The sequence below is a fragment of the Paenibacillus sp. FSL H3-0321 genome, from assembly GCF_038002865.1.
In the GTDB taxonomy this organism is placed as follows: Bacteria; Bacillota; Bacilli; order Paenibacillales; family Paenibacillaceae; genus Paenibacillus_AQ.
On sequence record NZ_JBBODH010000001.1, the window covers coordinates 1,170,819 to 1,196,665 of the forward strand.

The window sequence follows — 25,847 nt, forward strand, 5'->3', positions numbered from 1 at the left end:
CTTATTACGCTTAGATCAAATAGATTTTAAGAAATCGTTAACGGCTTGAGTTTTTTTATCTCTGTTCAAGCAACTACTTTTCTAATTGTTCCATGACCAGTGCAATGAACGACTGAACATAACTTTCCTGCTCTGCCTTGGGTCTGCTGGCCATCCATATGGAATGCTTGGTAACAGTGTCTCCTGTTTCAACCTTGGCTAACGTCCCCTGATCAAGATAAGGCTGTGCCAACAAGGAAGAGACAAAGGTAATTCCATAACCGGCTATCACGGCCAGAATCGTCTCGTTCACACCATTAAATTGCAGTTCAATCTTGGGTTGCCCTACTTTTCTGTCTTCGCACAGCCGAAGCAGTCTCTCTCTGGCCGCACTGCCTTCCTCTCTCATAATAAACGCCTCAGATACCATGTCTTCAAGACAGACCTGCTGCTTGGCAAAAGGGTGCTCGGAAGAAACCACAAACACGTACTCATCCTTGTATAATTCGCGGTACTCAAAGTTTCCCGTATTATGGGATGGGAACTCCATATCACTGTAAATAGCTACGTCCGCTTCAAAGTTTATTAATTTTTCCATAGTTTCGTAAGAATTGGCGGTCGAAATCTGAATTCCAAGGTCGCGAAACCGTTGTTTAAATAAGGAGGCCCATCTGGGAATGAGCAGGCTTGTGGCAAGGTAATTGCCTGCGATGCGGATATTCCCCATCGGAAATTTGTGATAATCTTCAATCATTTGCTCTATTTGTTCACCCATGGCAAACAGTTTCTCAAGTGGCTGGATCAGCCTGTGTCCAAGTGGTGTGAGCGCCATCCTCTTTCCTCTCACTTCTAATAACGTAATGTTATTCTCCCGTTCAAACTTACGAATCTGTGCGGATATCGCGGGTTGGCTGATATGCAATCGCTCCGAGGCTTTGGTTACACTACCTGTTATCGCCACGTAATAAAACAATCTCAATACATGAAAGTTCATCTGAATACCTTCCTAACGATATGAATGAAACGCTATATTTGTGCAAACAGGAATTCGCAACTATAAATATACATTATGAATATTAATTATTATATAATGTTTATTTATATTCTCTTATTTTATACTTACATCTATAAATAAGGGAGGCTTCGAACATGACAGAAACCGTATTATATTTAACCCGCCATGGGCAGACAGAATGGAATTTGCAGAAAAGAATGCAAGGGCATCAGAATTCAGCGCTTACTACCCTGGGAAAGCAGCAAGCTGAATGGTTGAAGGAACGTTTAGAGGGAGAGAACTTAGGCGCGATCTATTCAAGTAGCAGTCTAAGAGCATTCCATACCGCACAAATTTTGAGGGGAAATCGAACGCTGCCTATTCAACAGTTGGATGAGCTGATGGAAATCAATATGGGGATATGGGAAGGAATGAAAACCGAGCAAATAGAGCAAGATTATCCCTTGCAATATGCTCGATTTTTCACCAGTCCTGATCTATATGTTCCTGTCAGCTTAGGCGAGACGTACGAACAGCTAGAACAAAGATTGATTCCCGCTGTTGAGTGCATCCTTAACGATAACCCGGGACAGAAGCTGCTCATCGTTACACATCGAATGACCTTAAAAGTAATTATGGCTCATTTTCTCAATAAATCACTGCGGGAAATCGGGGAAATGCCGGATATTTTCTCCACTGCTCTATGTAAAGTACAAGTAATAGATGGAAAATCATACGTCGATTTGCTGGGTGATACTTCACATTATCGTGGAGCACAGAACCAGGAAAGCAAAATCGGTAAAGCTACTTGTTAGCAGATGGGAGTGGTTCAGGCTTAGCTAGGATAAATTGCTCCTAAGGACTCCTATCTTTTTCAAATTCAATATAATCGATAACATGCAGCTGAGTGAAACAAGCCCCATCCATAGGAATAGTGAATACGACATCCACACGCTAATCATGTAGTAATTATTGTTTAACAGATAAGGCCAGAATATAACTAATACCAGCAACATCGCTCTTAGGATAATAACAAAAATCACTATAATCCTCTTGTTCCTTGTCTTTTCAACATTTTTATTTTGCTTGCTTCCTCCAGCTAATTTAATCACCTTAAGACTTAAACTAATGGCTGTTAGTAAAGCAAGGAACGAAAAGATCAAATCAAGCAATATATAACTGTCATCGTATGTAAATTTATTCATTGGATTACCATTCATATTCTCATGCAGGTTATGTGCAATCAGCGAAGGTGCAGTTGAATTCAAATTAGTTAATACTAATACGGCCTCAAGTTTCCCTATATCCATAATAAAATGTGAGGAATAATTAGGATTACTTCCACTGTGACTAATCACCCGTTCTTCTGGATCATTACTCCAACCGTATGAATAGTATTGGTTCTTCTCTTCATATCCAGCGGTTTGGAGGTCCACCTCATGAGATTGCTGAATAGCTCTCCTCAGACCCTCCGGGATATCACCCATTCCTAATTGGGCATTCATCCAATGCTCCAAATCCTTTATATTCGTCACCAAATATCCAGCAGCAATATTCCCATAATATCTGGGGGCATCATATTGGAAGCTTTTTCCGAAAAACACCCGGTATCCTCTGGTAAGCTGATCCGGTTTCTGTTCCTGACCTGTTGAAAAATAACTGTCCGTCATTTTTAGCGGAACCAGTATATTCTGAGTTACATAATTCTGATAGCTTGTACCTGTAACTTTCTCAATAATCATCGCCAGAATATCATAATTTACAGTTGCATACTGATATTCTGCCCCCGGGTATGTATCCAATGAAATATCTGAAATCTTATTTATGGTTTCGTCAAGCAGATTCTCAGTAGTTCCTTCAGGAATTAACTTTATACTCCAAGACGGAATCCCACTTGTATGAGCTAACAGCTGATCAATTGTAATATTCACATTCTCTTCTTGAAAGGTTGGGACAAAACGGGGAAGATACTCTGAGACAGAATCCGAAAAAGCCAATTTCCCCTCATCTTTCAATAGGATAATAGCCAGAGCTGTAAACGCCTTGGTCGTCGATCCCAATTCAAATAACGATTCTTCAGTGACCTTCTTGTCTAGGTCAACATCTGCGTATCCGTATACTTTATAATCTGTATTGCCCTGCTTGGATGAGACTATCGCTACTCCTGGAGTCGCTGTTTTGGCCATAAGGGTCTCTACCATATGCTCCTCAGTATCATATTTCCCTTCCGTAAACAACGTTCCAAACGCGCCCCTGTCAACAGCGGCAGTAATGATTACGATAAGCAAGATTACACTTGCTAGTGCTAAGCCTTTTCTCCTAAATAAGTTCTTCATTGTCTCTCCTCTTCATGTTCGTAATATTTCATACTCCGTACAGCATCGTTCTTCATTTAGTTAGACGTTCTATTCCTCAACTTCTCTGCAGCTACTTGACAGAAATCCTCTCCACTAACCGTTTACACAAATTTAAAGACAACCAAAAAAGCTCCCGCCAAAACATCAGCAGTAGCTTTTATGAACTATTTTTAGACATTTCAGGTCAATTAGTATCTTCGTCACTTTTGTATTCTAAGATATCGCCAGGCTGACATTCTAAAGCCTTACAAATCGCCTCTAAAGTGGAGAAGCGAATCGCTTTTGCCTTTCCATTTTTTAATATAGACAGGTTAGCCATCGTGATTCCAACCCTCTCCGTAAGTTCGGTTACGCTCATTTTCCGCTTAGCCAACATCACATCAATATTGATTATAATCGCCATAGTTTTCACCTCAGACTGTCAAATCATTTTCAGATTTTAGTTCAATCGCCTCTGTTAAAAGCCTTTGGAGAACAGCAGCAAAAACGGCAATCACCATGGAGGCAAAGATAATAATCAATCCGATGACTATGATTCCAGGGGCATCATCCTTCTCCGCTATGAGATAGAAGAGTGGCATGCCTAACACATACACGCTGCTGATTGTAATCGCACAGTATTTTATATTTTTTAATACTCGTACTGATAATTCTGAGAAAGCTTTGTTCTTGTCAATATAGCCCAGAAGTTTAAAAGCTTGATACAGAGCAATGTAAAAAGGAATCGCCGATGCATATAAATCTAGATAAACGAGAAATTGGATGTACGTCAACTCCGGATACAATTCTGCTGCAAAATTCGCGATCTCAGGTACCAGAAATATGCACAAAGCCAGAACCGGGATTCCAATCAGAATAACTGCTGCCTTTAAAAAAAGTGTTGTTCCTCGTTTCATAAAAAGCCCCTCACTTATGTTTAAATTTAATATGACTTTAGCATATAATTTATCGTTTTTCAATAAATAATTAGTGCTTTTAAATATATTATTGTTGTTAATATGTAAAAGACAAAAAAGCTCCTGCAGCACTATGAACTGTGACCCGTAAGATGGAAACTTTGAAAAAAGTGACCCTCTTATGGGTCATTTGTGTTTTAATCGAAATAGCGAAATAGCGGAGGAAGCCTTCATGAATAATAAAACAAGAGGAAGCTCAAAAATATTCAACGAAAAAGAGATTAAACTACTAGAGAACAATCCAAATGTAGAGAACGTGACGGAAAAGAGTATCACCTATTCGTCAACGTTTAAGTTGGCTGCGGTTAAGGCCTATAAGGAGGGTCAAACTCCAATGGAAATCTTCCTTAGTGCGGGATTTGACGTAGATATTATCGGTCGCAAGAAGCCTAAGCATTGCCTAACCCGTTGGCGTAATACGTACAATGCTCTGGGAGATGCTGGATTACTAGAGGAACAACGAGGAAAGGGATCCCCGGGCAGACGACCAGCTGGAGAACTTTCTATCGAGGAAAAGTTCAAACGTGCAGAGGCACGAATCAAGCTTTTGGAGATGGAGAACGATTTTTTAAAAAAGCTAGAGGCGCTCGAAAAGCAGAAGATGCAGAGGGAACATTGACACCCTCCGAGCGCTTTGAAATTATTAACCAAACGATACGTAAGCACGGTTTGCAGCGAGTGACGCGTTATTTGTGCAGGCTAGCCAGTGTGAGCTTAAGCGGATATTACCGTTGGCAAGCTGTTGAGGAAGCCAGACAGTTGCGAGAGGAAGCGGACGAGCGTGACGCTTTCCTCATCAAGAAACACTATGATGCTTTAAATGGTAGAGCAGGAGCATTGGTCGTGAAGATGAGGCTGGAACGGGAGAACGGTATCATCATGAATCATAAGAAAATTCGAAGATTAATGCGAAAATATAAGCTCATTGCTACGATCCGGCAAGCCAATCCCTATCGGAAGATGGCAAAAGCCACACAAGAGCACCAAACGTGTCCCAACTTACTCAAGCGTCAGTTTGACCAAAGAGAGCCCGAGAAAGTGCTACTGACGGATATTACCTATATGCATTATGGCGATGGACAATGTGCTTATTTATCCGTGGTGAAAGACGGGGCTACGAGACAGATTCTAGCTCACTACCTCTCTTCGTCATTGGCCATGCCAATTGTAGAACGAACACTGGAGAAACTACTTGAACGACTGGATGGCAATATTCATCCAGAAGCTCTGTTACACTCGGATCAAGGAATGCACTATACTCATCCTAGATTCCGCCTTCTCGTACACAAAGCTGGGTTTACACAGTCCATGTCACGGAAAGGAAACTGCTGGGATAACGCCGCCATCGAGAGCTTCTTTGGCCATATGAAGGATGATTTGGAGTACAAGTCATGTATGACTCTCGTGGAATTACGAACAAGGGTGGATGACTATATCGCCTACTATAACTCCGAGCGATATCAATGGGCATTAAAAAAAATGACTCCCGATGAATTCAGGAGTCACCTATTAACCGCTTCTTAAAGGTCTTCTTTTTTAAACTTTCCACAAATACGGTCACAGTTCACTATGCTGCAGAAGCTTTTATCTTTTCATCACTTAAGTGCGACGCCCTTTACGTTCACTCAAACCTGCGATAACAGACCAGCTCTGTTGCCGGCTGTTTAAAACACTTTTGTCGTCCACGATTCGCAGTTCCATGTTTCTGTCACGATATCGCGGTAAAACTCGGGCTCATGGGAGATCAGCAAAATACTGCCCTTGTACGCCTTGAGTGCGCGCTGTAGCTCGTCCTTCGCATCCACGTCAAGATGGTTGGTTGGTTCGTCCAGTACGAGCAGATTTGTCTCACGGTTGATCAGCTTGCACAAACGGACTTTGGCTTTCTCGCCGCCGCTTAAGACCGCGATCTTGCTCTCGATATGCTTGGTAGTCAGACCGCATTTAGCAAGAGCCGCCCGAATTTCAAACTGCGTATAGGACGGGAACTCGGTCCAAATTTCTTCAATACAGGTGTTGTAGTTCGCATCCTTCATTTCCTGCTCGAAATAGCCGATTTCCAGCAGGTCGCCGAGTTTGACCGAACCGGAGATCGCCTGAATCTGGCCGAGAATGCTGCGCAGCAGCGTCGTCTTCCCGATCCCGTTCGCACCGACGAGCGCTATTTTTTGTCCCCGCTCCATGCGCAGGTTCAGCGGTCTGGACAGCGGAGAATCGTAGCCGATCACGAGTTCATTCGTTTCGAAAATCAGCTTGCCGGAAGTGCGCGCGTCCTTAAAGTTGAACTGCGGCTTCGGTTTTTCCCTCGCGAGCTCGATAACCTCCATCTTATCCAGCTTCTTCTGCCGGGACATCGCCATATTCCGCGTAGCCACGCTGGCCTTATTCCGCGCAACAAAGTCCTTCAGATCTGCGATTTCCTGCTGCTGACGTTTGAACGCAGATTCAAGCTGCGACTTTTTCGCCTCGTACACCTGCTGGAAATAGTCATAATCCCCCACATAACGGGTCAGTGCCTGATTCTCCATATGGTAGATCAGGTTGATGACACTGTTCAGGAACGGAATGTCATGCGAGATCAGAATGAAGGCATTTTCGTATTCCTGCAAATACCGCCTCAGCCACACGATGTGCTGCTCGTCAAGATAGTTCGTAGGCTCGTCAAGCAGCAGAATGTCCGGTTTCTCCAGCAGCAGTTTAGCCAGCAGCACCTTAGTCCGCTGCCCCCCGCTAAGGTCATGGACGTCCTTATCCAAGCCGATGTCGGTAAGTCCAAGTCCGCGGGCGGTTTCGTCGATTTTGGCGTCGATCATATAGAAATCCTGGCTCGTCAATGTGTCCTGAATGGTTCCAACATCCTCGAGCAGCTGCTCAAGCTCCTCCGGGGACACCTCACCCATTTTGCCGTACATGTCGTTCATCTCTTGTTCCATATCGAACAGATACTGGAACGCTCCGCGCAATACATCACGGATCGATTGTCCCTTGGTAAGCACCGCGTGCTGGTCCAGATATCCGGTCCGCACTCGTTTAGCCCATTCAACTTTACCTTCGTCCGGTTGAAGCTTGTCTGTGATGATGTTCATGAAGGTGGATTTACCTTCACCGTTGGCACCGATCAGACCGATATGTTCGCCCTTCAGCAGGCGGAAGGATACATCGGTGAAAATCGCCCGGTCTCCAAACCCGTGACTCAGCTTTTCTACGTTTAATATGCTCATGTATTTAACACCTTTTCCTTTATTCTTTATACTCGTCATATTATAAAGGCTAAAGCGCCACAACTCCATACGGTTTTAAAAAATCTTACATTTCCCTTAACCAAAAACAAGCCATCCCCTCACACGGTCTAAGGGGATGGCTTGTTCAATTATGCTTCATTGCACTCTGGCTGGGCTGTCCCCGGTAGTATCAGAGCGCCGCAATCCGCTGCTGGATACGCGGAAACAGCCGAAAGGCATTTTCGTAAAATACCTTCTCGTGATGCTGCTCAGGCACAAGCCGGCGGACGAATTCCGCATACAGGTCAATTGGGGCAAGCGGCCAATCGGTACCGAACAACATTTTCTCGTAATGGTCGGAGTACACCAGTGCCCGGCGGAAATGGTCCATGAACAAGGGTTCGTTCATAAACCGTTCAAAATGGGGCCGATCGCCGACGACAAGGCCGGACAAATCGGCATAGACGTTCGGATTCTTGGCCACCACTTCGGCAGCGTCCATCACCCAGGGATCGCCCAGATGGCAGATCATAAAGTTCACGCCCCGCTGCTGGTAGGCTAATTCATCCACGGTAAGAGGATGCGAATACTTAAGCAATCCATTCATCGAATACGTATCGCCGGTATGAATGACCACAGGCAAGCCGTATTTGGCAGCCAGCTCATAGACGGGTGTATAGATTTTGTCATAGACGTAATGATGGTAGTACCCGGCGTAGAGCTTAATTCCCGCTACCTCGGGAGCTTGCAGCCGTGCTTCGATTCGGTCAAGCTCCTCTTGGACATGGCCCCCTGCAAGCATGTTCGGGTTGATGCCAACGCATTCCATTAAGAACGGCGGAACATTGGCTTCCAAATCAAGACCCATCGGATTGGGTGAAGTAGAGTCAGGAAAGGCACCCTTCGTCTGTTCCGTGACCCCCATACCAATACCGAGAACAACGTCGTTCTTGTCAAACTCCGCCTTGAGGCCAGCGGCTGTGTAATCGACCTTGGACAGATCCGCCGCTGTTTGATGAAAGCTGTCGATGTCAGACAGATGAATGTGTATATCAATGATCGGCATTTAAGCTCTCCTTTTCGTCAGTGGGACTGGCAAAGGCCAGCTTCAGAAGTCCCCGTACATCCTCTGGATTCAGAGGGATCTCCCCCATGATCAGGAAGGTTGGCTGTGTCCAAGCGGTTTCTCCGTTCAGAAGTGGAAGATGATGACCCACATCATGAGCGAATACCTTATTGTTCACATACGCTGAAGCCCTCTGGTTGGGGTAATTATTCACAACATGCAGCATGTCCTTACGTGAAGTTGCACCGACTCGCAAGATCCCCTTAGAATCCAGATGAGCTTCCACTTTCCCAAGAATGAACTTGCCTTCCCCGGGGAATTCCATCCACCCTTCGGAAAAGACAGGTGAAGGCTTGAAGTAACTATCCTCCGATAGCGAATACTGTGGCAGAACCATTCCACTTCTGTTGGTCACCGAATGCAGCATACAGAGCACAGGGACGCCGGGCAGCATAAGGTAATGCTGGTTGATTGTGATCCCCCGGTTTGCCTCCTGCTTTTCGATAGAAGTGGTTAATCGCAGACCTTTCCAGACATTGCCGTGTACATCCTTCCGCTTCACCCATGCTGCGGTTCTCGTCTCCTGCTGCCGGCTGAATCCGCCCATTCCGGAAATCCCTACGCCGAGACCGCCGTACCAAGGATTCCACCAGGAACGCGGAACGGCTTCCGGGTAGGAGCTGTCCAGCCATTCTTCCCCTTGGTGCTTCAAGGAATGCACCACGCTTCCGAACTGAGGGGCAGCCGCTATCGAAAGTACTCCGTTACTCACCGTATAAACGGAACCCGCCGGACCTTCTTCGATCTCGCAAACAACAGTTGTTTCCGTCTGAGGGAACCAAAGACCCGACCGCTCCTGAATGCGATCCTCTCCGCGATAGACGACCCGGACCTTCTGGCCGGAGTTGCTGTGTCCCGGTGATCTCATTTCCTCAGGAGAGAGCTCAAAGCCCGCAGAGCGTAAATCCTGCTCCCTTTGCAACTTGATACCAGCCGCTCTCTGCTCCGCTCCGCCATCGTTTTGCACATACAGATCGAGACTTCCTGCAAGCGGGGTCATCTTTCGTTCGAGTAGTTCTGCCTGAAGCGCACCCGCCGCAAACGGATTTCCGCCGCCGAGTGTGAGTTCCAGATGATCGTCCAGCACCGGGATGACCGAATTCTTCTGCTTTCTGGCGAAGGCGCGGAATTCCGGCCACTTGGGAAAGGTGTTTAGTGCAAACACAGTTGCCTTTGTCCGCACGACCTCTCCAGCGGAAATCTGCCCAAGGTTATGCTCAAGCCCAAGCGTGTATTCCGGGCGAAGCAGCTTCAGAGAAGGGTCCCAGCAAATTCCGCAGGTGACGTTCTCTTCCTTGCAGAACATCCAGTTCTCCGTGACCTGGTCGCTGTCCCAAAGACCCGGATCGCCGGCGTACGCATCGCCCATGTCCACGTAATGTCCCTGATACGGCAGGATGAGCTGCTTGCCAAAAAAGCCGAAATTCGTCAGTACATACATGTTCTCATCCAGTGCTTTGCTGCTGGTGTTGCAGATCTCATGATGAAACTCAGCGATTCCGTTTGCGAATAGCTTAGCCACCGTTGTTATCTCCATACCCGGGAATTCATCCGACGCGTAGAGCGCTTCGAGAACCTGGCTCTCCCCTTCCGAGTAGATCTTCACGCTGACGGCCTGCTTCTTAGAGAATTCTTCTGCGAACGGCTTGCCTAGCTTCGGAAAGGTCCACCAGAAGTTATGGCTGGAGCCGGGATATTCAATCCACATTCCATTGTCGGACTTGTTCATATGGAGCGAGAAGGCGCCGTTCACGGCGACCCACTGGTCACCCTCCTGCCCGCCGAAGCGGCCCTGCGTTCCCTTCATTAGAACGGATAGTTTACTTGTGAAGGAGACCGCCTTTTGCCCAATTGGAACGGCCGTCACTTCAACATCTTGTGAGTAAAGCCCGTAGGACAACAGGGTGAAGGGTACCGGGATAGAAGCTTTGCTCTTAGCCGGAACCGTGAAGCGTACTGCACGTTCCCCCCACTGCAGGAAATCCTCCTCCGGCAAGTCAAAAGCGAACTCCGCTTCCGAGGCGAAGTTATTCTCCACGTTCAGATACAGCTCAGCCGGAAGGCCCGGATACAGCTCCCGGGTTGGCAATACAATCTTCATCTTGACCGGAAATTTCGGAGCTACGCCAATACGGAACTCAGCCCGCTTGCCACCGATGATCCATTGGCTCGTCACAACCGGATGGGTCTTCTTATCGTTCTGCTCCTCACGAACCGGATCAAGCTCGAAATCACCCTCTACAATGACCGTTTCTCCCGCAGCAAGTGTATGTGCAGCGGAGAGGTCAAACCGGATGTTCTTGTCATTCTGGCCCTTGATCTCAATCACCAGCTCGGAAGCAGAACGATTCTTGATCACATAACGAATCTTGTAAGTGGAGCCAAACACAAGATCATGATCGTCGATTTCAGTGGAGATTTCATAGTCAGGTGTATCAAGAGCGGTCAGCCCGCGACCGGACTTCTCGAATTCTGCCCGCAAGGAGAGTTCTCCCTTTTGCCAAGTGTAATCAAAGAAATCAAAACCACGCTCCCGCCGGCCATCCGGCTGAATGGGAAGTTCGCGGGTGCTGTCTGCGTACCAATCCAGCTCCTCGAAATAGGGAGCAAGCGCTTCAGTCTGCAGAACGGTTGGAATGAAGTTCATCAGATGGACGTAATCTTCATTCTTTTCCCAGAAGAATCCGCATTTCTTATACATCGGCACAGCCTTGGTGTTGCCTGCCCAGGTAAACAGATCGAGACGAGGCCACCCCGCTTCGACTGTCTTACGGACGGCGTTCAAAATCAGATTACGGCCTACCTTGTAACCGTGATAATCGGGGCGTACGTTTAATAACGGTACGTACAATGCCCCTTCATCTTGGCGGTAATGTGCAAAACTGCAGAATCCGACCACCTCTTTGCCATCGACAGCGAGAAACACATGAAGATTGGCCGAAACCTCCATCTCCCTGCGCACACTGTCTTCTGTTCTGTGGTTGGTGCCGCCGCCCCAGCTTTCGTTACTGCGGTTCCACATCTCTGCGACCGCCCCAGCGTAAGAAGGATCGTATTCAATAATACGGATTTGTTCTGTAGGGATAATTGCTGTCATGAGCTCATCTCCTTATGTTTCAAATATGGATATGTAATCTTCTTTAGCAGAGCAATAATAGCCCTATAAGTTCTCATTATACTATTAATTGGAAGACCATTACGAGGGCTAAAACTCTTATACTTAAAGAGTACATAGCACAGTCTGACCCTATTATAGGAAATAGCGGCAGTCATGGACGACGAAATCATGTCCCGGACTGCCGCTGTTTTATTGGACTACCGTTCTCTCCTAACCCTTAATGCTCAGCTTCTTAATTTACGTTGGTAGAGCAAGACGCGTTACCGCACTGACTAGTTCAACCCGCTCGTCTTGCGGCCATGATGCCCACCTGACAAACTGGCCACCTGTCCCCTTCCCTGCTCCGGCACTAGCATGAGAATGACGATACCTGCAATGAACAGGACAACAAGGCTAAAGACCCCCATGTTCGTGTGGCCGGTGAGCTGCGCGGTGACTCCGATTAGAAGAGGCCCCAGAATCGATGCGAACTTGTCGAAAATATTATAAAACCCGAAAAACCGGTTAGCGTTCTCCTTCGGCACCATCCGTGCGAAGTAAGCCCGGCTCAACGCCTGAATGCCGCCTTGCGAGGTGGCGACCAGCATCGCAAGCACCCAGAAGTCGAACACCGACTTTATGAAATAAGCGTAGATACATACGATGATATAGACGCAGATACCGACATACAGCATGGTTTTGCCCGAGAACCGATCCGCCAGACGCCCGTACAATATTGCAAATGGAGCAGCGACAACTTGCGTGACAAACAATATAATGAGCAAATCAGTCGACTTGATGCCGAGATCAGTTCCATAAGCGGTTGACATCGTAATGATTGTCCCGACGCCGTCGATATAGAAAAAATAAGCAAGCAAGAAAAGGAAAATCGCGCGATGCTGCTTGATTTGCTTTAAGGTCTCGTAGAGACGCTTGAAGCTGTTCGCAACGATTCGCGGCTCGCGGTTCAAGTAATGCTTCTGGTGTACATTGCGGAGCATGGGTAAGGTGAAGATGCCCCACCAGAGGGCCGTAATGAAGAAAGCGATTTGGCTCGACACCGTGACGGAGATCGGCAGAATTTCTTGCTCAGCAAGAAGAATGATCGCGATGCTGATGATAAAAGGAATCGTGCTGCCTATATACCCGATCGCAAATCCGCGGGCAGACACCTTATTCATCCGTTCGTTGTCGGTGACGTCTACTAGGAACGCATCGTAGAACACATTGGAGCCCGCCGACCCGATCGCGATGAACATATAGCAGATGAGCAGCAGCTCCCAACTGTCGTTCGGAATAAACGTGAGCAGCGCGGTAGCGACTATGCCGAGCAAGCTGAAGCAGGCGAAAAACATTTTTTTGAACCCTTGGTAATCGGCAATTGTGCCCAAGATCGGGCCTAGCAGGGCAAGTATAAACGTCGAAACTGCAACAGCATATCCCAGGTAAGCCGTAGAATCCGCGGCACTAATGCCAGCATCCTGAGCTGCTGCTTTGTAGAAGAGCGGAAAGACTGCCGTCGAAATGATGATAGAGTAGGCGGAATGACCCCAGTCGTACCACATCCAGCTTTTTTCTTCCTTCGAATATGTACTCATAAACTGAGCCTCCTGAATGAACCGAATGCTTTTATGTGTAGGGAATGTGGGTTTGGACTAGGTGAAATGACTCATAAAGGAAGTATAAGGCTTGAAATCGCAAAAATAACACGATATTTGTAAAAATTGATGGATATAGAATTTATAATGAGCGATGAAGATGATCAAGAAAAAAAAACAATTTAGGCATTAGTCGTTACAGAGATAGGGACAGATACATAGTATGGGGTATAAGTTAAAGCAAAGGAGGAACAACAATGAGTGGTTGTGCAGGATTCGGAGGGTATACTTCTACTACTGTCATCTTGGTGCTTTACATTCTGTTGGTAATTGTTCTGAGAACGTTCTAAAATGATATTAATAAAACAAGAGCCTACGCTATGGAGGCTCTTTTCCCATTTATGTTATGTGTACAATAAAGTAATGACAAGCAGCTCGTACAGGACAAGAGTTAGAATCATCTCATCACTACTGTAAGAAGGACTTCCGAAAAAAGCACGCTGCCCTCCTTGCTTTGGAACTGCGAAATACAGTAAGCCTCTGTCACAATGCACAATTCTCCCGACGTAAACTTGACCGTCCAGGGTTTCAATTCTGACAATTTGATTACCATGTTGTTTACATATATGCTGTAGGTGGCTTCTAATGTTTTTTAAGTTTTGAACAGATTGGCTGTCTGCTTGATACAAAACTTTTTGCTGATATCCTGCAGTTTGAAAACTCATGGTCAACACTCCCTTCCTAATAAACTAATACATCATATGCCTAGTGCAATTACATGGTTCGTTGCTTTAGAAAAAAGTTCTATGAACCTCCCCTCTTCCTTTTATTTGAAATGAACCCGTATTATTTGGTATAACTATAAACAAACTGGTAGGGAGGTGAGCTCATATGAACCATAAACTGCTTAAAGCACTAAATAAGCTGTACAAGTACCCTAATTACGATTACGACAGAGAGAGGGAAGTAAGCCTCTACCTGTTGGATACCCTGTCACCTGCCGATCGTGAACTGCTGGAGCAGCATCATTGGCAGGCTAATGATATCGGGCACATCACACATGATTCTGTGATTCAGAGCCTGACCACGATGCAGGCGAATGCAAACCTTTCGTGGAAGGTGATTGCCGCCGCTTTTGTCACAGGTGTAGGAGGCAGCTTTCCACGGGGAATCTCCCCTTTGACCAGTTATCACCAAATGCTTCACACCCGCCCGCATCGTTATGAAGAAGCAGAACGTTTCCGCTTTTGTAAAGTGTGCGGGTTCAACCACAACGATGAAGGCTGGACAAACGCATCCTATATTAGATATGCCATTCACTTAGGGAATGTATATGGAAATAGTCCAATTGGCGCTTATGTGGACATAACCGAGTTTGCGCAAATCATAAAGAATGAGCCTATAATCCCGAGTAGTGAGGATATTGCCGTTTTTAATCGGCTGCTCCGCAGTCTCGCTGAGGCGCCCGAAGATGAGACTCCAGGTAAATATGAGAAACGCCTAACCTCCATGAAGCTGGTTAAAGGAACGGCAGGTGTGCGCCGGGGTATCCTGCAATCACTGGCAACGGTCGGCATCCTGCCCAATCAGGTGTTGGAGCTTCAAGCTGATCGTTGGAGCAATAGGGAAGACATTGTAAACGGAGAACTGCAGTTGAACAATACAAGAGGCCGGTCCGACATGGAAATGCCGTGGGCGGGATGGTACGGAGGCCTTGGGGTGGATTGGGACAAGGCGCAGTTGTTATTTGGCGAATGGATACAGCCCTAATATTAAAGCCCCTGCCATTAATGGCAAGGGCTTATTCCCATTCATCCTATCAGTATTTGTAGCATCATAAACCCTACAAATTAATCTGCAAAAGCATCAACTAGAATATATCTTAGTGAATCTGCAAGAATTGTATTTGTTGTTTGAACGGAGAATGTGTTGCCAGGTTTGATTTGATCCTTATTGTATACATCAAAAGAACCGAAATTCGAATCTTGAACATAAAAGCGCAAATAGTTTCCTTTGCTTAATGATGATTTCCCCTCGTTGAGGGCTGTCACATTTACATTAATGATGGGTATTCCAGCTTTGTTGACTGTCGTTTGAATAGTTGAGTTTATAGGCCTAACCTTCGTATCGGATTTCCCGAGATGTCCCTCATCACTTACTACTCCCGAAGGCAAGTAGGCCGGATCGAGATTTAAACTTACAAGTCCTTTATTATGATCCCAGGTAGTCTCAATATGGAGTGCTTTAGTAACCACGCTCAATGGAATGAACATGCTTTCTTTGATTAAGGTTGGAACGGTATCCATCTCGGATTTCACATCATTTATTTCAATCTCTTTTGCCCCAACTGTCATTTTTATGGTAAAGTTCTTCTCTTCTTCCTTTAGATAGTTCTTTCTTGTGATCATGGCGATTTTTGTCTTGGCATCATAGTTCACGTCTGCAGCCAATAAGTCAGATATGCTGCGCAAGGGAACCATTAAACGATTTTTGTTATCAACATAAGGTGCATGGGGAGCGGTATATGCCACGTAGAACTGATTAATTTTCAACAATAATGGTGATTTAACCGGTGCAGATGGAGTGGATGCTGCATTTGCTATGGTGATCGATGAAAAAGTTGTTATCAGAAGACAAAGCATCATTATCTTTCGTTTGATGAACACATGTATCAACCTTTCAAGATAAAGTAGTAAAGACACCTTATGTGATAACACCAGAGAATATTTCCACGGCATCATAAAAATAAGGTGTCTTTAAATTTATTTACTCTAAACTCTACGTAGTCATAATTATTTTGAAACCTTTATTGTTACATTGTTGCTCGAAATGGTTACATTAGCAAAATCGGTACCGTTGGACACAGGAGTATATGCGCTACTGTCTATGAGAATATTACTCAATATACCAGTAACTTGTCCAGCAGCGTCCCCTTGAGGCACTTTATTAACTACTGTATCCGCAATAGTAGCCAAATACTTCCAACTACTGGTACTACTAACATAAGTGTTTGCTATCTCTGTAACAGCTGTAAGATACGTATTTGTTCCGTTTCCCTCATGATCAGCATAAAGAGCATAACCTCTTGTGGATAATCTAGTATTATTACCAAGATTTCGATAAATGGTTACATCTACATCTTTACCAGGAACATATCCATTTTTATACCAAATTTCATTATATGGACTTATGCGATTTCCTGGAACAGTATGTCCATCTCCTTCACTTCCCCAATAGTAGTTAATAGTTGGTTGCCACTTATTAACACCATATGCATTTGAAAATACAAGTCCCATATCTGCCTCAATAGTTCTGTTAGAAGTCCCTGACTTGTCCTTTCCTACACCGGAAAAACCGCCATAAATATAGGTTCTGGCTGTAGGTCCAGTAGTAGTGGCAGGGGTACGAATAACAAAGGTGTTAATGCTGCCATTTTTTTGAACTGTTGCTCGTCCCCCGATCCCACTTGGAATTGTGTCGGAGGCAGCAGCAGTTACTTCACTCTGATTAGATGTTATTTCGTTTTGTGCTAAATATTCTATAGGGTAAGTTAATACGTATTCATCAGCACTTACCGAAGACTTCTCATAAAAATATCCCGTATCTCCCTCTACAAATGTATAGTTAAATGTTTCAGGAATCGAATTTAAATTATTGGTTTGTTGTTTGTTCGATGTTGAATATTCTTCAGATAAATTACGTGCTTTTGATATAAAAGAATCTAGCTTTTCTTGAGCCGGTTTAATTCCTTCGCTTTGAATTTCAATATTGCTTCCTTCAGTTTCTGCGCTTGCTATCGTTGGAACAAGAAGCATTGAACTTAAAACCATTAAACATATGCCTTTCTTCAAAATCATGTTATTTCCTCTTTTCTATAAATTCTTCAATTTTTTTTATATTTGAAAGCCGGCCAGCTATTCAAAACAAAATGATATGATTGATAGTATAGAGGCTATGTATGACATCAATAGATATCGCTGACATAATATAACATTATATTCCATAGAAAACAATGGGAATTTTTCTATTAATTCTATTGCGTCTTTTGGAATCATTCATAATTTCCCACTAGTGAAAAGTCAGCAAAAAGCGGCACATTTAAGTGCCGCCTGCGAATTATGATCTATAAGAGTCATGCGTGGGACGAAACAAATCTTCCTCGGAATCTCTGACCATAGAAAAGTGCTCCACATTGTAGTGCCCATGTAACGTTTTATTGTGATGCCTAATGATTTGTTCTGCACTTAGAACATCAGTGTCCGTTGTAGAATGTCCATCCCCAACCAAGGTGACATCCATATTACGGACCGTAGCAGTCCGGACTGCTGTATCAATGCAGTGCTGAGTTTTACAACCCATAATGACCACATGCCCAATCTGTTGATCTTTCAGGTATTGAAGAAGTCCTGTCCCGTGAAAAGAATTGGTTGCCAGTTTATCAAAGACTTTGGCATCCGCAGACTTATTTATTTCATGGTGCACTTGAAAGCCTGTACCTTCTCCCTCCGCTACATCGAGGTCCCTTACAAACACAACTTCGACACCTGCTTCTTGGGCTCGTTCAATCACTTTATTAATATTCCGGATAAGCTGATCTTTGTTAAATACCGCGCTTTCCTGCTCATTTCCATCGATTAACTCTTGCTGCGCGTCGATAATTAATAATACCTGATTCAAATTGATTTTCCCCTTTCAGATGGCGGGGAACGTTAACGGACACGATTAGTTAAACGTTATCCCCATATTGTTTTTTTTGCTGGCATTGTTTTTCATAATATCTACCTCCCAAGAAAAATAGTGTATCCACTTTAGGGTGAATATTTTAGACTTTATTAGTTTACCATATTTTAAACACTGTAGATAAGAAGCCAGGGTACATGTATATTCCCTTTCTCCTGTGTCCAAATCAGGTACCGCAGAAAGTCCGGTAGGGCATGGTGGATTCCTCTGGCAGTGAATTGTAGTCATCCTGATCTGAAGAGTAGGCGTATGGGTTCGCAAGCACACCAAGAAGCCGCTCCAGCACACTGAAGTCCTCTTCTCTCACTGCTGCTTCGAGCGCTTCTTCTACTCGGTGGTTGCGTGGAATTACCGCTGGATTGCTGGCGCGCATTAGCTGCTGCGAGGCGTCTTGCGATTCCTGCTGCCTGCCCAGTCTCGCCTGCCAAAGTTCATACCACCCGGTAAATTCAGGTGTTCCATGCAAAACCGTTTCTTCCGGCTTATTTAAAGTTAAAGCCCGGAAAGTATGGGTATAGTCGGCACGATACTGTTGCATCATTTCAAGCAAGCCTTCGATAAGGGATTCATCCTGCGGTTCTTCATTAAAGATTCCCAGCTTCGCCCTCATTCCTGCGAGCCAATGGCTGAGGAAGATCTCTTGAAAATCTGCAATTGCATCCTCGGCAAGGCTGATCGCCTCGCCCTTGTCTTCATGCAGCAGCGGCAGCAGCGTTTCCGCAAATCTTGCGAGATTCCACGCAGCAATCCCCGGCTGATTGCCATAGGCATACCGGCCTTGAAGATCTATCGAGCTGAATACTGTCGCAGGATCATAGACATCCATGAAGGCACAAGGACCGTAATCAATGGTTTCTCCACTTAGGGCCATGTTGTCGGTATTCATCACTCCATGAATAAACCCGACCAGCTGCCACTTAGCAATCAGCTCAGCCTGACGTTTGATCACTTCCCGAAGCAGCACAAGATAACGGTTCGGATCAGAATCAGAGTCAGCTTCCGGATAATGTCTTTGCAACGTGTAATCTGCCAGAGCCTGCAGATCCTTGTCAGTGCCCCATGCGGAGACGTATTGAAAGGTACCAACACGCAGATGACTGGCAGCTACACGGGTCATTATAGCACCCGGCTGCTCGGTCTCGCGGAATATCGGCTCCCCTGTAGTGACTACCGCCAAGCTTCGGGTGGTAGGAATACCAAGCGCATGCATGGCTTCACTGATAATATATTCGCGTAGCATTGGCCCGAGCGCTGCCCGTCCATCGCCTCCGCGGGAGTATGGCGTTCTACCTGCACCCTTAAGCTGAATATCAAACCTCTCGCCTTCTGGTGTAATCTGTTCACCAAGAAGCACAGCCCTGCCGTCACCTAACCTGTTAAAATGTCCGAATTGATGCCCTGCATAAGCTTGGGCAAGTGAATCAGCGCCTTCAGGAATTTCGTTGCCTGCAAGCACTGCAGCCCCATCATCGCTACGCAACGCAGGACCCTTCAACCCAAGAGATGCTGCCAAGGTTTCATTGAAAATCACCAGCTTCGGCAGTCGTACGGAATCCGGTTTGAGCCTTGTATACAGCGATTCGGGAAGAGAAACATAACTGTTGTCGAAATTCCATCCTGCATCTATTTTCTCCGTCATAATATCTCCTTTATCCGAAATTTATTGTTCACAAAGCATTTTCTCTGATCTCATTTAATTCTGCTGGATTAAAAACACCTGCATGATACAGGTTGAAAAATTCCTCCGAAACACTTTGATCAAAAATAATCATGTCATCCGTATTTACGGTGACTCTAATCCCATTATCATATAATTTTCTAATAGGGTGCACGTTATAATCTGCTGCCCTGCAAAGTACAACATTACTTGTCGGGCATATATTAAGCTGAATTTTATGATCACATAACCAATTCATAATGCTTTGCGAGCTGGCAGCAGCTATGCCGTGTTGAACTTGATCGAGCTCAAGTTCTTCTACAGCCTCTTTGACTAATTCAGCTGATCCAAATTCGCCTACATGCGCTTTTAGCAGCAACCCCTTATCTTTCGCTTTTCTGTATACTTTTTTGAAGGAAGGAACAGCAAATTCATCGCCAAACATATCCAACGATTGAAAATAATCCTGAGCGAAATATTGATCTAACTTTTCATTTATCTCATCAATAGGAATATAGGATAAGAATGCAATTTCCGGTACAAAAGTAACATCTGGAGCAACGGCTTGGTGAATCCTTTTTAATGCTTTAACCAAATCCTCAATGGATTGATCATAAAAAGCCTCTTCTCCTATTGAAACACTCATATGAAGCAGCTCTACACCATCCAACTTTGCCTGCATAAATGCGGCTTCGAGTCGTTTTTCATACCCTAATCTTCCCTGAAATAATGGTTTTATGTATTGCGCATTCCATTGATTCATTTCATCCAGATCTTTAAACTTCGGACATTCGGGTATTTTCACCCCGGCCCATTCTTCGATATACTTCTTATTACCGCCTCTTGGAAGATGGTTGTGCAAATCCCCTTTTGGTATTTTTCTCATCTCAGCCAAATTATTACTTTCCAACGCTTTACAAAATCTTTCCTTCATCCTGCACCTCCTGGACATTTGATAGGAAATCGTCTGTAATTCAGCTTATATCGCTAAAATCCCTTGGATGTAACCGGTCAGCTCTTGTGCCGCTTGCTTATGGGCCAAAACCCCCGGATGGCTTCTTGCACCTATAGTTTCATTCGTCATATTCGGAAGTTGAAATACAGAAACCTTCTTGTCGCCTGTTCTCTTGGCATAACGGTCTACACCACGATGAATCGCCGGCATCATCGGGATGCCCAACATTCCATAGGCCCAGATGATGTGTGCAGTTTTATTATTAGTTCTGAGCTTCAGAAGAAATTTCTCAACAGCCAACTCGAATGCCGCCAAATCCGCTTCATTATAAGTCCCGTCATCATTTAGCCGTTGATTATGAATCTTCCCGCTAACTTCATCTTGCCATCCCGGAGAATGAAAAGCACCGTCATCATTGGTTCCGAGATTAACCACTACCACATCTGGCTGCCAAGAATCAAAATCGTTTGCTGAAAAAGCCCCTAACGCTGTATTCTTCGCACCGGCAAGCAGCCCGCACACCTGCTCGTAGGTATCAGGAAGATTGGCATGCGGATTATTATCCCAGCTAGTAAGCACTCCCCACCCGCTTTGCGAAATAACCCGATATTCTGCGTTCAAAGCGTCAGCCGTCATTGCCGTATAATTATGTATTGCGCTGAACCACATCGGGATCCAGTCTTCTTCACTTTTGGCTCCGACGACGCCTTCCCCGGAAGTAATGCTGTCGCCAATAAACTCAAATTTATAGGGCTTAGCTTCAACAGGCACGAATTCCCCATCCGTCTTCACGGCGTGGATTTGCATGTAGCAGCCCGGATCTCCGCTCATAGCCTGCACATCTTTTACAATCCGGACATTCTTCACAGCATTCTCATTCATCCCTCTGAACACACAGACCCAGTACCTTCCGGCGGTTAACATTTGTCTGCTTACAGGTACAGAGTTGATGAGTATACTGATCCAAGGCTCGTACTGATCATATCCGGACTCCACTTCAATCCAGAGCTCCGAAGCCTTTACGTTGAATTCAACTGCACTTCCTGTCCAGAACAAGGTTACCGGGTCCAGACAGCCTGTTGTTCTGCCATGAACCTTCAAATGTTCGATCCCGGAGCATGGATATGTCTGCAATGCTTCATTTTTGTGCATCAAATCCCCTCCAATTTATGGTTGGTTTTAACCCACAGGAGATCTGTAAACTTCTCTACATCCATTGATACATCATAACAATAGAGGAGATCAGGTTAGTCAGCCCATGCAGGACCCAACCTGGTATAATCGAGCCGGCAGATAACTTCTCGTCCAACAGTCCGATGCTCCAGCCCACAAAGCCTGCAAGAATCATTACAACTACAGAATGAAAAAATCCGGCACTACTGTATAACATAACAGCATGTACGGCACCAAACAATAGAGCCTGGGCACTGTTCCCAATTGCAAATCCGAACTTCGAGCTTAGCCGTTTGCCAATGAATCCGCGGAACAGAATCTCTTCGGACAAACTCGTCTGCACCCATGAATAGATCAACGCCGGAATCAGACCCTTAAGACCTGTACCGTAAAACTGAGAGCTGGCCAAAGTATCCTTATCCAGCATATAGATTGTAGTAAGCATTCCCAAGCTGGTGAATATAGTCACTGTAAGGATGAAGCATAGGATGAAATGCCTTCTGGAAACCACTTGAGGTTTCTTCCAGCCAATCCACTTTACAAACGAAGATGTCTTTCTGCCTGTAAAGAACCAGTATACATAGGGAATAGAGGTGAATAAGATGAGCTGAAGGACTGCACTGATGAGCAATGACAATGTCAACGGAATAACCTCCTTAAAATAAAGAACAGCCTCACTTTATCATGGACTGCTTCTCTGAAACGGGAGGAGACCGTAACTTGCCCGGTTGATGGAGTAATTGGCATTTGATAGCTACCCGTGCACTGGCAATACCGCCAGCATCATGAACTGCTGATCCTCATATCTGAAAGTGACACTTCCTTGAAGCTGCTGAACGGCATACTCAATACTTTCGATTCCGAACCCTTTGCTGCCTAAGTTCCGCTTGCTGGATAAAAAGGAGCCATGTCCGTCCTCAGTAAGCAGGGATGCGGGATTCTTCAGGGAAATCACCAATAATCCGTCGCTAAAAATCACTTCCAGCTCAATTGAATACGGCCCTGGCTGGGGTAATCTCTGAACCCCTTCAATCGCATTGTCGAGGGCATTGCCAAGGATTATCGCAATATTCACCTCTTTGCCTGCAAGCGACAAGTCCTGAGGAATGCGAAAATGAGATTGCATTGCAACCTTGTTCAGTTCGGCTATGGCGAACTTCTCGTTATAGATCGCATCAATAGCAATGTTTCCAGAAGAGATGAATCTTTCTCCCGGCCTATGCTTCAAAGCAACCTCCGCAACATAAGCTCTGGCTTCTTGTACAGCTCCTGCTTCCAGCAGAGAATGAATGAAGAGCAGAACATGATTCAGATCATGGCGCAAGCGCTTTGCTTCTTGATTCTCCTTCAGTTTACCTGTGTATTCCGTCACTTGCTGCTCCAGCACATGATTATGGAATTCTACCTGCATCCGTCTCATTAACTTATGGTACATAAACATTACAGCAATGTTAATGACAAGAATACCTAACAGGATGATGACAAATTCAAGCGGGATATTGGAAGGCTTGAACCCATCCCCTCTTATATTCACAATAATAATGAGCAAAGAGCCCGCCGAAACAAGATTCAGCACAGCCCAATCCTGATTCGACAGTAATGTTGTGCTGTCAACTTGGAATAGCCGCAACAATAACAGGCATAACATGATGCTTAGCAAAATAACAACGATGAAACTGAAAGACAGCCATAGGAAATTGGCGTTATCCATTCGCTCGGGATCGAGCGGGATATACTGAACCCCATACCACACCAGCATTTCAATAACAACTGTAAATACCGTATAGAAACTGCTGAAGAACAGCTTTTGCAGCACACTGCCGCGAAAATAAACGGTCGTAATCAAACTATACACTAGGAAGTGAAGGACAACCGAAACAACCGGCTGCAAGCTGGCTGCGGTAAGTGATTTAACCATATAAACGAGAATAAGGCAGCCTACGAATGACTTCTTGCTCCTGTTCAGAATTAGAAATTTCTTTAGAAAAATATAGAATGCAAACCCCTGCGGGGCATAAATAAGGATGAGCATAAACACACCGAGCAAAAAGTAGGGACTATTCTCCTGAATGAAAGACATCTATCTAAGAAGCCTCTTTTCTATAAAGGCATGGTACGACCGTAAAGAATCAGAGCTTCTACTGCGGCTGACAGGAAGTTCCACTCCGTTCTTCAATTGAATAAGCTCTTTACTTAAAGAACGGACATAGAGCCAATTTACAAGGTATCCCGTATGTACGCGACAAAAATCATGCGGCCAGAGCCGTCCCTCCAACTCCCCCAATTTGCCGTAATATGAATAAGTAGCGTTTTCAGTACACAGGACCAATTTTTTTCCCCGTTCTACCGTGATGTACATAATGTCATCTACTTTTAAATTATAGTCTATATGATGGATTGAGAATGACAGCACATTGCTTCTTTGCATGCATTGCTGGACGGCCTTGACTGTCGCGGCCTGCAGTTCATGTTCATCAATGGGTTTCAGCAAATAACGGAACGGATGAACCTCAAAGCTTCTTCTCATATAACTGGTGTGACTGGTGACATAGATGATTAACACCCTGGCATCTTCTAGCCGGATCTTCTCTGCGACTTCTATGCCGTTATACCCGGGCATCTCCATATCCAGATAAACAATATCGTAAGCAGTAGAGCTCATGGCCGTAAGCAGGGATTGACCTGACTCAAAGATCTCAATGGTGCCAGTTATCCCCTGCAGGTTCATCAGCAGCTTCATTAGCAATTCTTCCAATCTTGAGGCCTCTGTCCTCTGATCGTCACAAATGGCAATGTGAAGATTCATAATATGTATCCCTCCAAGTGAACGTATTCTATCATATTATCAAATGGAAAAATATGAAGATCAAGTGTGATAAAAAGCGCAGATAACATTCCTATATAGGAATACCCTGTGCAGGAGGAAGGTGGTCCACACGAAAACATCAGGTGGTTTCTTGATCTCTCAGATCAAACAGCTCCAAGGCAGAGTTTTTGAAAAAATGTTGAAAGAAAGCGGTGTGGATGCGTTTAATGGCGCACAAGGAAGGATTTTGTATGTGCTGTGGGAACACGAGAGGCTTACGATTTCCGAGATTGGCCGGCTTACCTCGCTTGCAAATACTTCTTTGACCAGCATGCTTGACAGAATGGAAGAAGGGGGGCTTATTGTTCGAATTCCAGACAACCATAACCGCAGGCAAACTTTCATAACGATTACTGAACAGGCCAAAGCATACCGTGAGGCTTACGATCTCGTATCTGAACAAATGAACACTTTGTTCTATCAGGGATTCACAGAATCAGAAGTTACTGCATTGGGGAAAATGCTGAGCAGAATTGTTGATAATTTGAAATGATGAATTGGAGGAACCCGAAATGGAGCAGCAAACTAAAGACGCTATCATCAAACTAATTGAAAATAGCCGTGATGCCATTGCATGTTCAATTGACAGTGACGGATTTCCAAACGCCAAAAATATGTTCAAGCTCAAACATGAAGGCTTAAAGACCTTCTGGTTCTCGACAAACACGTCTGCAATCCGCACCAGCCAATGGATGCACAACTCCAAATCTTGTATTTACTTTCTCGACGCCGAGGGCTTTCACGGATTGATGCTTACAGGGCATATGAAGGTATTCCTTGATGATGAAACGAAGCAGAAATTCTGGAAAGAAGGCGACGAACAATATTATCCGCTTGGGCCAACTGATCCGGATTATTGCATGCTGTGTTTTACGGCAGAGAAAGGGAACTATTATCATGGGCTGCAGAGGCATTTGTTCAGCGTAGAGGAATTGCAGGAATATAATCCTCATGCCTTATAAGCCGTGCCCGGTACGAAAGTTACGAACCCGTTCCGTATCGGGCAACTATATAGATTGAACTTATAATTCTTCTATTTCGGGATTGGCCGTGACTACAGAGAATATTTGGGACTTCCGGCCGCTGTTAGGTTTGGATTTCCTGAATTTAACCGCGATTTGCGGTAGA

The 25,847-nt window shown here is 45.0% G+C and carries 24 protein-coding genes; 6 read left to right on the top strand and 18 right to left on the bottom strand.

The genetic code is table 11. The features are described from left to right. Positions 1-73: 73 nt before the first annotated feature. A complete protein-coding gene (locus MHI45_RS05085) occupies positions 74-973 on the bottom strand; it encodes a LysR family transcriptional regulator (protein WP_076114455.1) in 900 nt (299 codons plus the stop codon). Between the two features lie 155 nt (positions 974-1,128). Between MHI45_RS05085 and MHI45_RS05090 the strand changes: the two genes are divergently transcribed. Then, the gene (locus MHI45_RS05090) at positions 1,129-1,788 is read left to right on the top strand and encodes a histidine phosphatase family protein (RefSeq protein WP_076114456.1); all 660 of its coding nucleotides are present in this window, start codon (positions 1,129-1,131) and stop codon (positions 1,786-1,788) included. A 24-nt stretch (positions 1,789-1,812) separates the two neighbouring features. On the opposite strand, the gene MHI45_RS05095 is transcribed toward MHI45_RS05090, so the two are convergent. From MHI45_RS05095 to MHI45_RS05105, 3 genes are all read right to left on the bottom strand, one after another. Continuing rightward, positions 1,813-3,309 (bottom strand): serine hydrolase domain-containing protein, encoded by a 1,497-nt coding sequence (locus tag MHI45_RS05095; protein ID WP_076114457.1) that lies wholly within the window; start codon positions 3,307-3,309, stop codon positions 1,813-1,815. 205 nt (positions 3,310-3,514) lie between these two features. Next, a complete protein-coding gene (locus MHI45_RS05100; protein WP_038593853.1) occupies positions 3,515-3,733 on the bottom strand; it encodes a helix-turn-helix domain-containing protein in 219 nt (72 codons plus the stop codon). A gap of 10 nt (positions 3,734-3,743) precedes the next feature. Further along, positions 3,744-4,226: a DUF2975 domain-containing protein gene (locus MHI45_RS05105; RefSeq protein WP_076114458.1), complete on the bottom strand. Its 483-nt coding sequence runs from the start codon at positions 4,224-4,226 to the stop codon at positions 3,744-3,746. A gap of 232 nt (positions 4,227-4,458) precedes the next feature. Here MHI45_RS05105 and MHI45_RS05110 point away from each other — a divergent pair. Continuing rightward, a protein-coding gene (locus tag MHI45_RS05110; protein ID WP_144024538.1) for an IS3 family transposase occupies positions 4,459-5,810 on the top strand; the annotation gives its coding sequence in 2 pieces (ribosomal slippage) (positions 4,459-4,846 and positions 4,846-5,810; 1,353 coding nt in all). Between the two features lie 140 nt (positions 5,811-5,950). On the opposite strand, the gene MHI45_RS05115 is transcribed toward MHI45_RS05110, so the two are convergent. The 4 genes from MHI45_RS05115 to MHI45_RS05130 form a co-directional block, all read right to left on the bottom strand. Beyond that, positions 5,951-7,507, bottom strand: coding sequence for an ABC-F family ATP-binding cassette domain-containing protein (locus MHI45_RS05115; RefSeq protein WP_076114334.1), 1,557 nt, complete (start codon positions 7,505-7,507; stop codon positions 5,951-5,953). A 190-nt stretch (positions 7,508-7,697) separates the two neighbouring features. Continuing rightward, entirely contained in the window at positions 7,698-8,573 is an 876-nt protein-coding gene (locus MHI45_RS05120) for an amidohydrolase family protein (protein WP_076114333.1), read from the bottom strand. Further along, positions 8,560-11,730 carry a GNAT family N-acetyltransferase gene (locus MHI45_RS05125; protein WP_076114332.1) on the bottom strand — a complete coding sequence of 1,057 codons (3,171 nt, stop codon included), beginning with the start codon at positions 11,728-11,730 and terminating at the stop codon, positions 8,560-8,562. Before MHI45_RS05125 ends, MHI45_RS05120 begins: the two co-directional genes overlap by 14 nt. A 293-nt stretch (positions 11,731-12,023) precedes the next feature. Continuing rightward, the gene (locus MHI45_RS05130) at positions 12,024-13,328 is read right to left on the bottom strand and encodes an MFS transporter (protein ID WP_076114331.1); all 1,305 of its coding nucleotides are present in this window, start codon (positions 13,326-13,328) and stop codon (positions 12,024-12,026) included. Between the two features lie 257 nt (positions 13,329-13,585). Between MHI45_RS05130 and MHI45_RS05135 the strand changes: the two genes are divergently transcribed. Next, on the top strand, positions 13,586-13,678 hold the full coding sequence (locus MHI45_RS05135; RefSeq protein ID WP_231578298.1) for a YjcZ family sporulation protein: 93 nt from the start codon (positions 13,586-13,588) through the stop codon (positions 13,676-13,678). Between the two features lie 54 nt (positions 13,679-13,732). On the opposite strand, the gene MHI45_RS05140 is transcribed toward MHI45_RS05135, so the two are convergent. After that, positions 13,733-14,053, bottom strand: a complete 321-nt coding sequence (locus MHI45_RS05140; protein WP_076114330.1) for a hypothetical protein — start codon at positions 14,051-14,053, stop codon at positions 13,733-13,735. A gap of 166 nt (positions 14,054-14,219) precedes the next feature. Here MHI45_RS05140 and MHI45_RS05145 point away from each other — a divergent pair, with 166 nt between their 5' ends. Next, positions 14,220-15,098, top strand: a complete 879-nt coding sequence (locus tag MHI45_RS05145; RefSeq protein WP_076114329.1) for a hypothetical protein — start codon at positions 14,220-14,222, stop codon at positions 15,096-15,098. Between the two features lie 80 nt (positions 15,099-15,178). On the opposite strand, the gene MHI45_RS05150 is transcribed toward MHI45_RS05145, so the two are convergent. From MHI45_RS05150 to MHI45_RS05190, 9 genes are all read right to left on the bottom strand, one after another. Further along, positions 15,179-15,994, bottom strand: coding sequence for a copper amine oxidase N-terminal domain-containing protein (locus MHI45_RS05150; RefSeq protein ID WP_179091884.1), 816 nt, complete (start codon positions 15,992-15,994; stop codon positions 15,179-15,181). Positions 15,995-16,120: 126 nt separating this feature from the next. Next, positions 16,121-17,185, bottom strand: coding sequence for a YrpD family protein (locus MHI45_RS05155; RefSeq protein ID WP_076114327.1), 1,065 nt, complete (start codon positions 17,183-17,185; stop codon positions 16,121-16,123). A 259-nt stretch (positions 17,186-17,444) separates the two neighbouring features. After that, complete coding sequence (locus MHI45_RS05160) at positions 17,445-18,005, bottom strand: cysteine hydrolase family protein (protein WP_076114326.1); 561 nt, start codon at positions 18,003-18,005, stop codon at positions 17,445-17,447. Between the two features lie 229 nt (positions 18,006-18,234). Then, the gene (locus MHI45_RS05165; RefSeq protein ID WP_076114325.1) at positions 18,235-19,707 is read right to left on the bottom strand and encodes a protein adenylyltransferase SelO; all 1,473 of its coding nucleotides are present in this window, start codon (positions 19,705-19,707) and stop codon (positions 18,235-18,237) included. Between the two features lie 28 nt (positions 19,708-19,735). Continuing rightward, positions 19,736-20,659, bottom strand: coding sequence for an adenosine deaminase (locus tag MHI45_RS05170; RefSeq protein WP_076114324.1), 924 nt, complete (start codon positions 20,657-20,659; stop codon positions 19,736-19,738). Positions 20,660-20,704: 45 nt separating this feature from the next. Next, positions 20,705-21,832 (bottom strand): SGNH/GDSL hydrolase family protein, encoded by a 1,128-nt coding sequence (locus MHI45_RS05175; protein WP_341118915.1) that lies wholly within the window; start codon positions 21,830-21,832, stop codon positions 20,705-20,707. Between the two features lie 55 nt (positions 21,833-21,887). Then, a complete protein-coding gene (locus MHI45_RS05180) occupies positions 21,888-22,496 on the bottom strand; it encodes a CPBP family intramembrane glutamic endopeptidase (protein ID WP_076114322.1) in 609 nt (202 codons plus the stop codon). A gap of 111 nt (positions 22,497-22,607) precedes the next feature. Next, positions 22,608-23,933: an ATP-binding protein gene (locus MHI45_RS05185; protein ID WP_076114321.1), complete on the bottom strand. Its 1,326-nt coding sequence runs from the start codon at positions 23,931-23,933 to the stop codon at positions 22,608-22,610. Continuing rightward, on the bottom strand, positions 23,934-24,659 hold the full coding sequence (locus MHI45_RS05190; RefSeq protein ID WP_341118916.1) for a LytR/AlgR family response regulator transcription factor: 726 nt from the start codon (positions 24,657-24,659) through the stop codon (positions 23,934-23,936). It abuts the gene before it with no gap. Between the two features lie 121 nt (positions 24,660-24,780). On the opposite strand from MHI45_RS05190, the gene MHI45_RS05195 reads away from it, so the two are divergent. Together MHI45_RS05195 and MHI45_RS05200 are read left to right on the top strand one after the other, a co-directional pair. Further along, positions 24,781-25,212, top strand: coding sequence for a MarR family transcriptional regulator (locus MHI45_RS05195; protein ID WP_076114319.1), 432 nt, complete (start codon positions 24,781-24,783; stop codon positions 25,210-25,212). 19 nt (positions 25,213-25,231) lie between these two features. Continuing rightward, the gene (locus tag MHI45_RS05200) at positions 25,232-25,681 is read left to right on the top strand and encodes a pyridoxamine 5'-phosphate oxidase family protein (RefSeq protein WP_076114318.1); all 450 of its coding nucleotides are present in this window, start codon (positions 25,232-25,234) and stop codon (positions 25,679-25,681) included. Positions 25,682-25,847 lie beyond the last annotated feature (166 nt).

Excerpts from the sequence above, each read along its gene's own strand:
- MHI45_RS05085 (WP_076114455.1), bottom strand. The coding sequence starts at position 973 with ATGAACTTTCATGTATTGAGATTGTTTTATTACGTGGCGATAACAGGT.
- MHI45_RS05090 (WP_076114456.1), top strand. The coding sequence starts at position 1,129 with ATGACAGAAACCGTATTATATTTAACCCGCCATGGGCAGACAGAATGG.
- MHI45_RS05095 (WP_076114457.1), bottom strand. The coding sequence starts at position 3,309 with ATGAAGAACTTATTTAGGAGAAAAGGCTTAGCACTAGCAAGTGTAATC.
- MHI45_RS05100 (WP_038593853.1), bottom strand. The coding sequence starts at position 3,733 with ATGGCGATTATAATCAATATTGATGTGATGTTGGCTAAGCGGAAAATG.
- MHI45_RS05105 (WP_076114458.1), bottom strand. The coding sequence starts at position 4,226 with ATGAAACGAGGAACAACACTTTTTTTAAAGGCAGCAGTTATTCTGATT.
- MHI45_RS05115 (WP_076114334.1), bottom strand. The coding sequence starts at position 7,507 with ATGAGCATATTAAACGTAGAAAAGCTGAGTCACGGGTTTGGAGACCGG.
- MHI45_RS05120 (WP_076114333.1), bottom strand. The coding sequence starts at position 8,573 with ATGCCGATCATTGATATACACATTCATCTGTCTGACATCGACAGCTTT.
- MHI45_RS05125 (WP_076114332.1), bottom strand. The coding sequence starts at position 11,730 with ATGACAGCAATTATCCCTACAGAACAAATCCGTATTATTGAATACGAT.
- MHI45_RS05130 (WP_076114331.1), bottom strand. The coding sequence starts at position 13,328 with ATGAGTACATATTCGAAGGAAGAAAAAAGCTGGATGTGGTACGACTGG.
- MHI45_RS05135 (WP_231578298.1), top strand. The coding sequence starts at position 13,586 with ATGAGTGGTTGTGCAGGATTCGGAGGGTATACTTCTACTACTGTCATC.
- MHI45_RS05140 (WP_076114330.1), bottom strand. The coding sequence starts at position 14,053 with ATGAGTTTTCAAACTGCAGGATATCAGCAAAAAGTTTTGTATCAAGCA.
- MHI45_RS05145 (WP_076114329.1), top strand. The coding sequence starts at position 14,220 with ATGAACCATAAACTGCTTAAAGCACTAAATAAGCTGTACAAGTACCCT.
- MHI45_RS05155 (WP_076114327.1), bottom strand. The coding sequence starts at position 17,185 with ATGATTTTGAAGAAAGGCATATGTTTAATGGTTTTAAGTTCAATGCTT.
- MHI45_RS05165 (WP_076114325.1), bottom strand. The coding sequence starts at position 19,707 with ATGACGGAGAAAATAGATGCAGGATGGAATTTCGACAACAGTTATGTT.
- MHI45_RS05170 (WP_076114324.1), bottom strand. The coding sequence starts at position 20,659 with ATGAAGGAAAGATTTTGTAAAGCGTTGGAAAGTAATAATTTGGCTGAG.
- MHI45_RS05175 (WP_341118915.1), bottom strand. The coding sequence starts at position 21,832 with ATGCACAAAAATGAAGCATTGCAGACATATCCATGCTCCGGGATCGAA.
- MHI45_RS05185 (WP_076114321.1), bottom strand. The coding sequence starts at position 23,933 with ATGTCTTTCATTCAGGAGAATAGTCCCTACTTTTTGCTCGGTGTGTTT.
- MHI45_RS05190 (WP_341118916.1), bottom strand. The coding sequence starts at position 24,659 with ATGAATCTTCACATTGCCATTTGTGACGATCAGAGGACAGAGGCCTCA.
- MHI45_RS05200 (WP_076114318.1), top strand. The coding sequence starts at position 25,232 with ATGGAGCAGCAAACTAAAGACGCTATCATCAAACTAATTGAAAATAGC.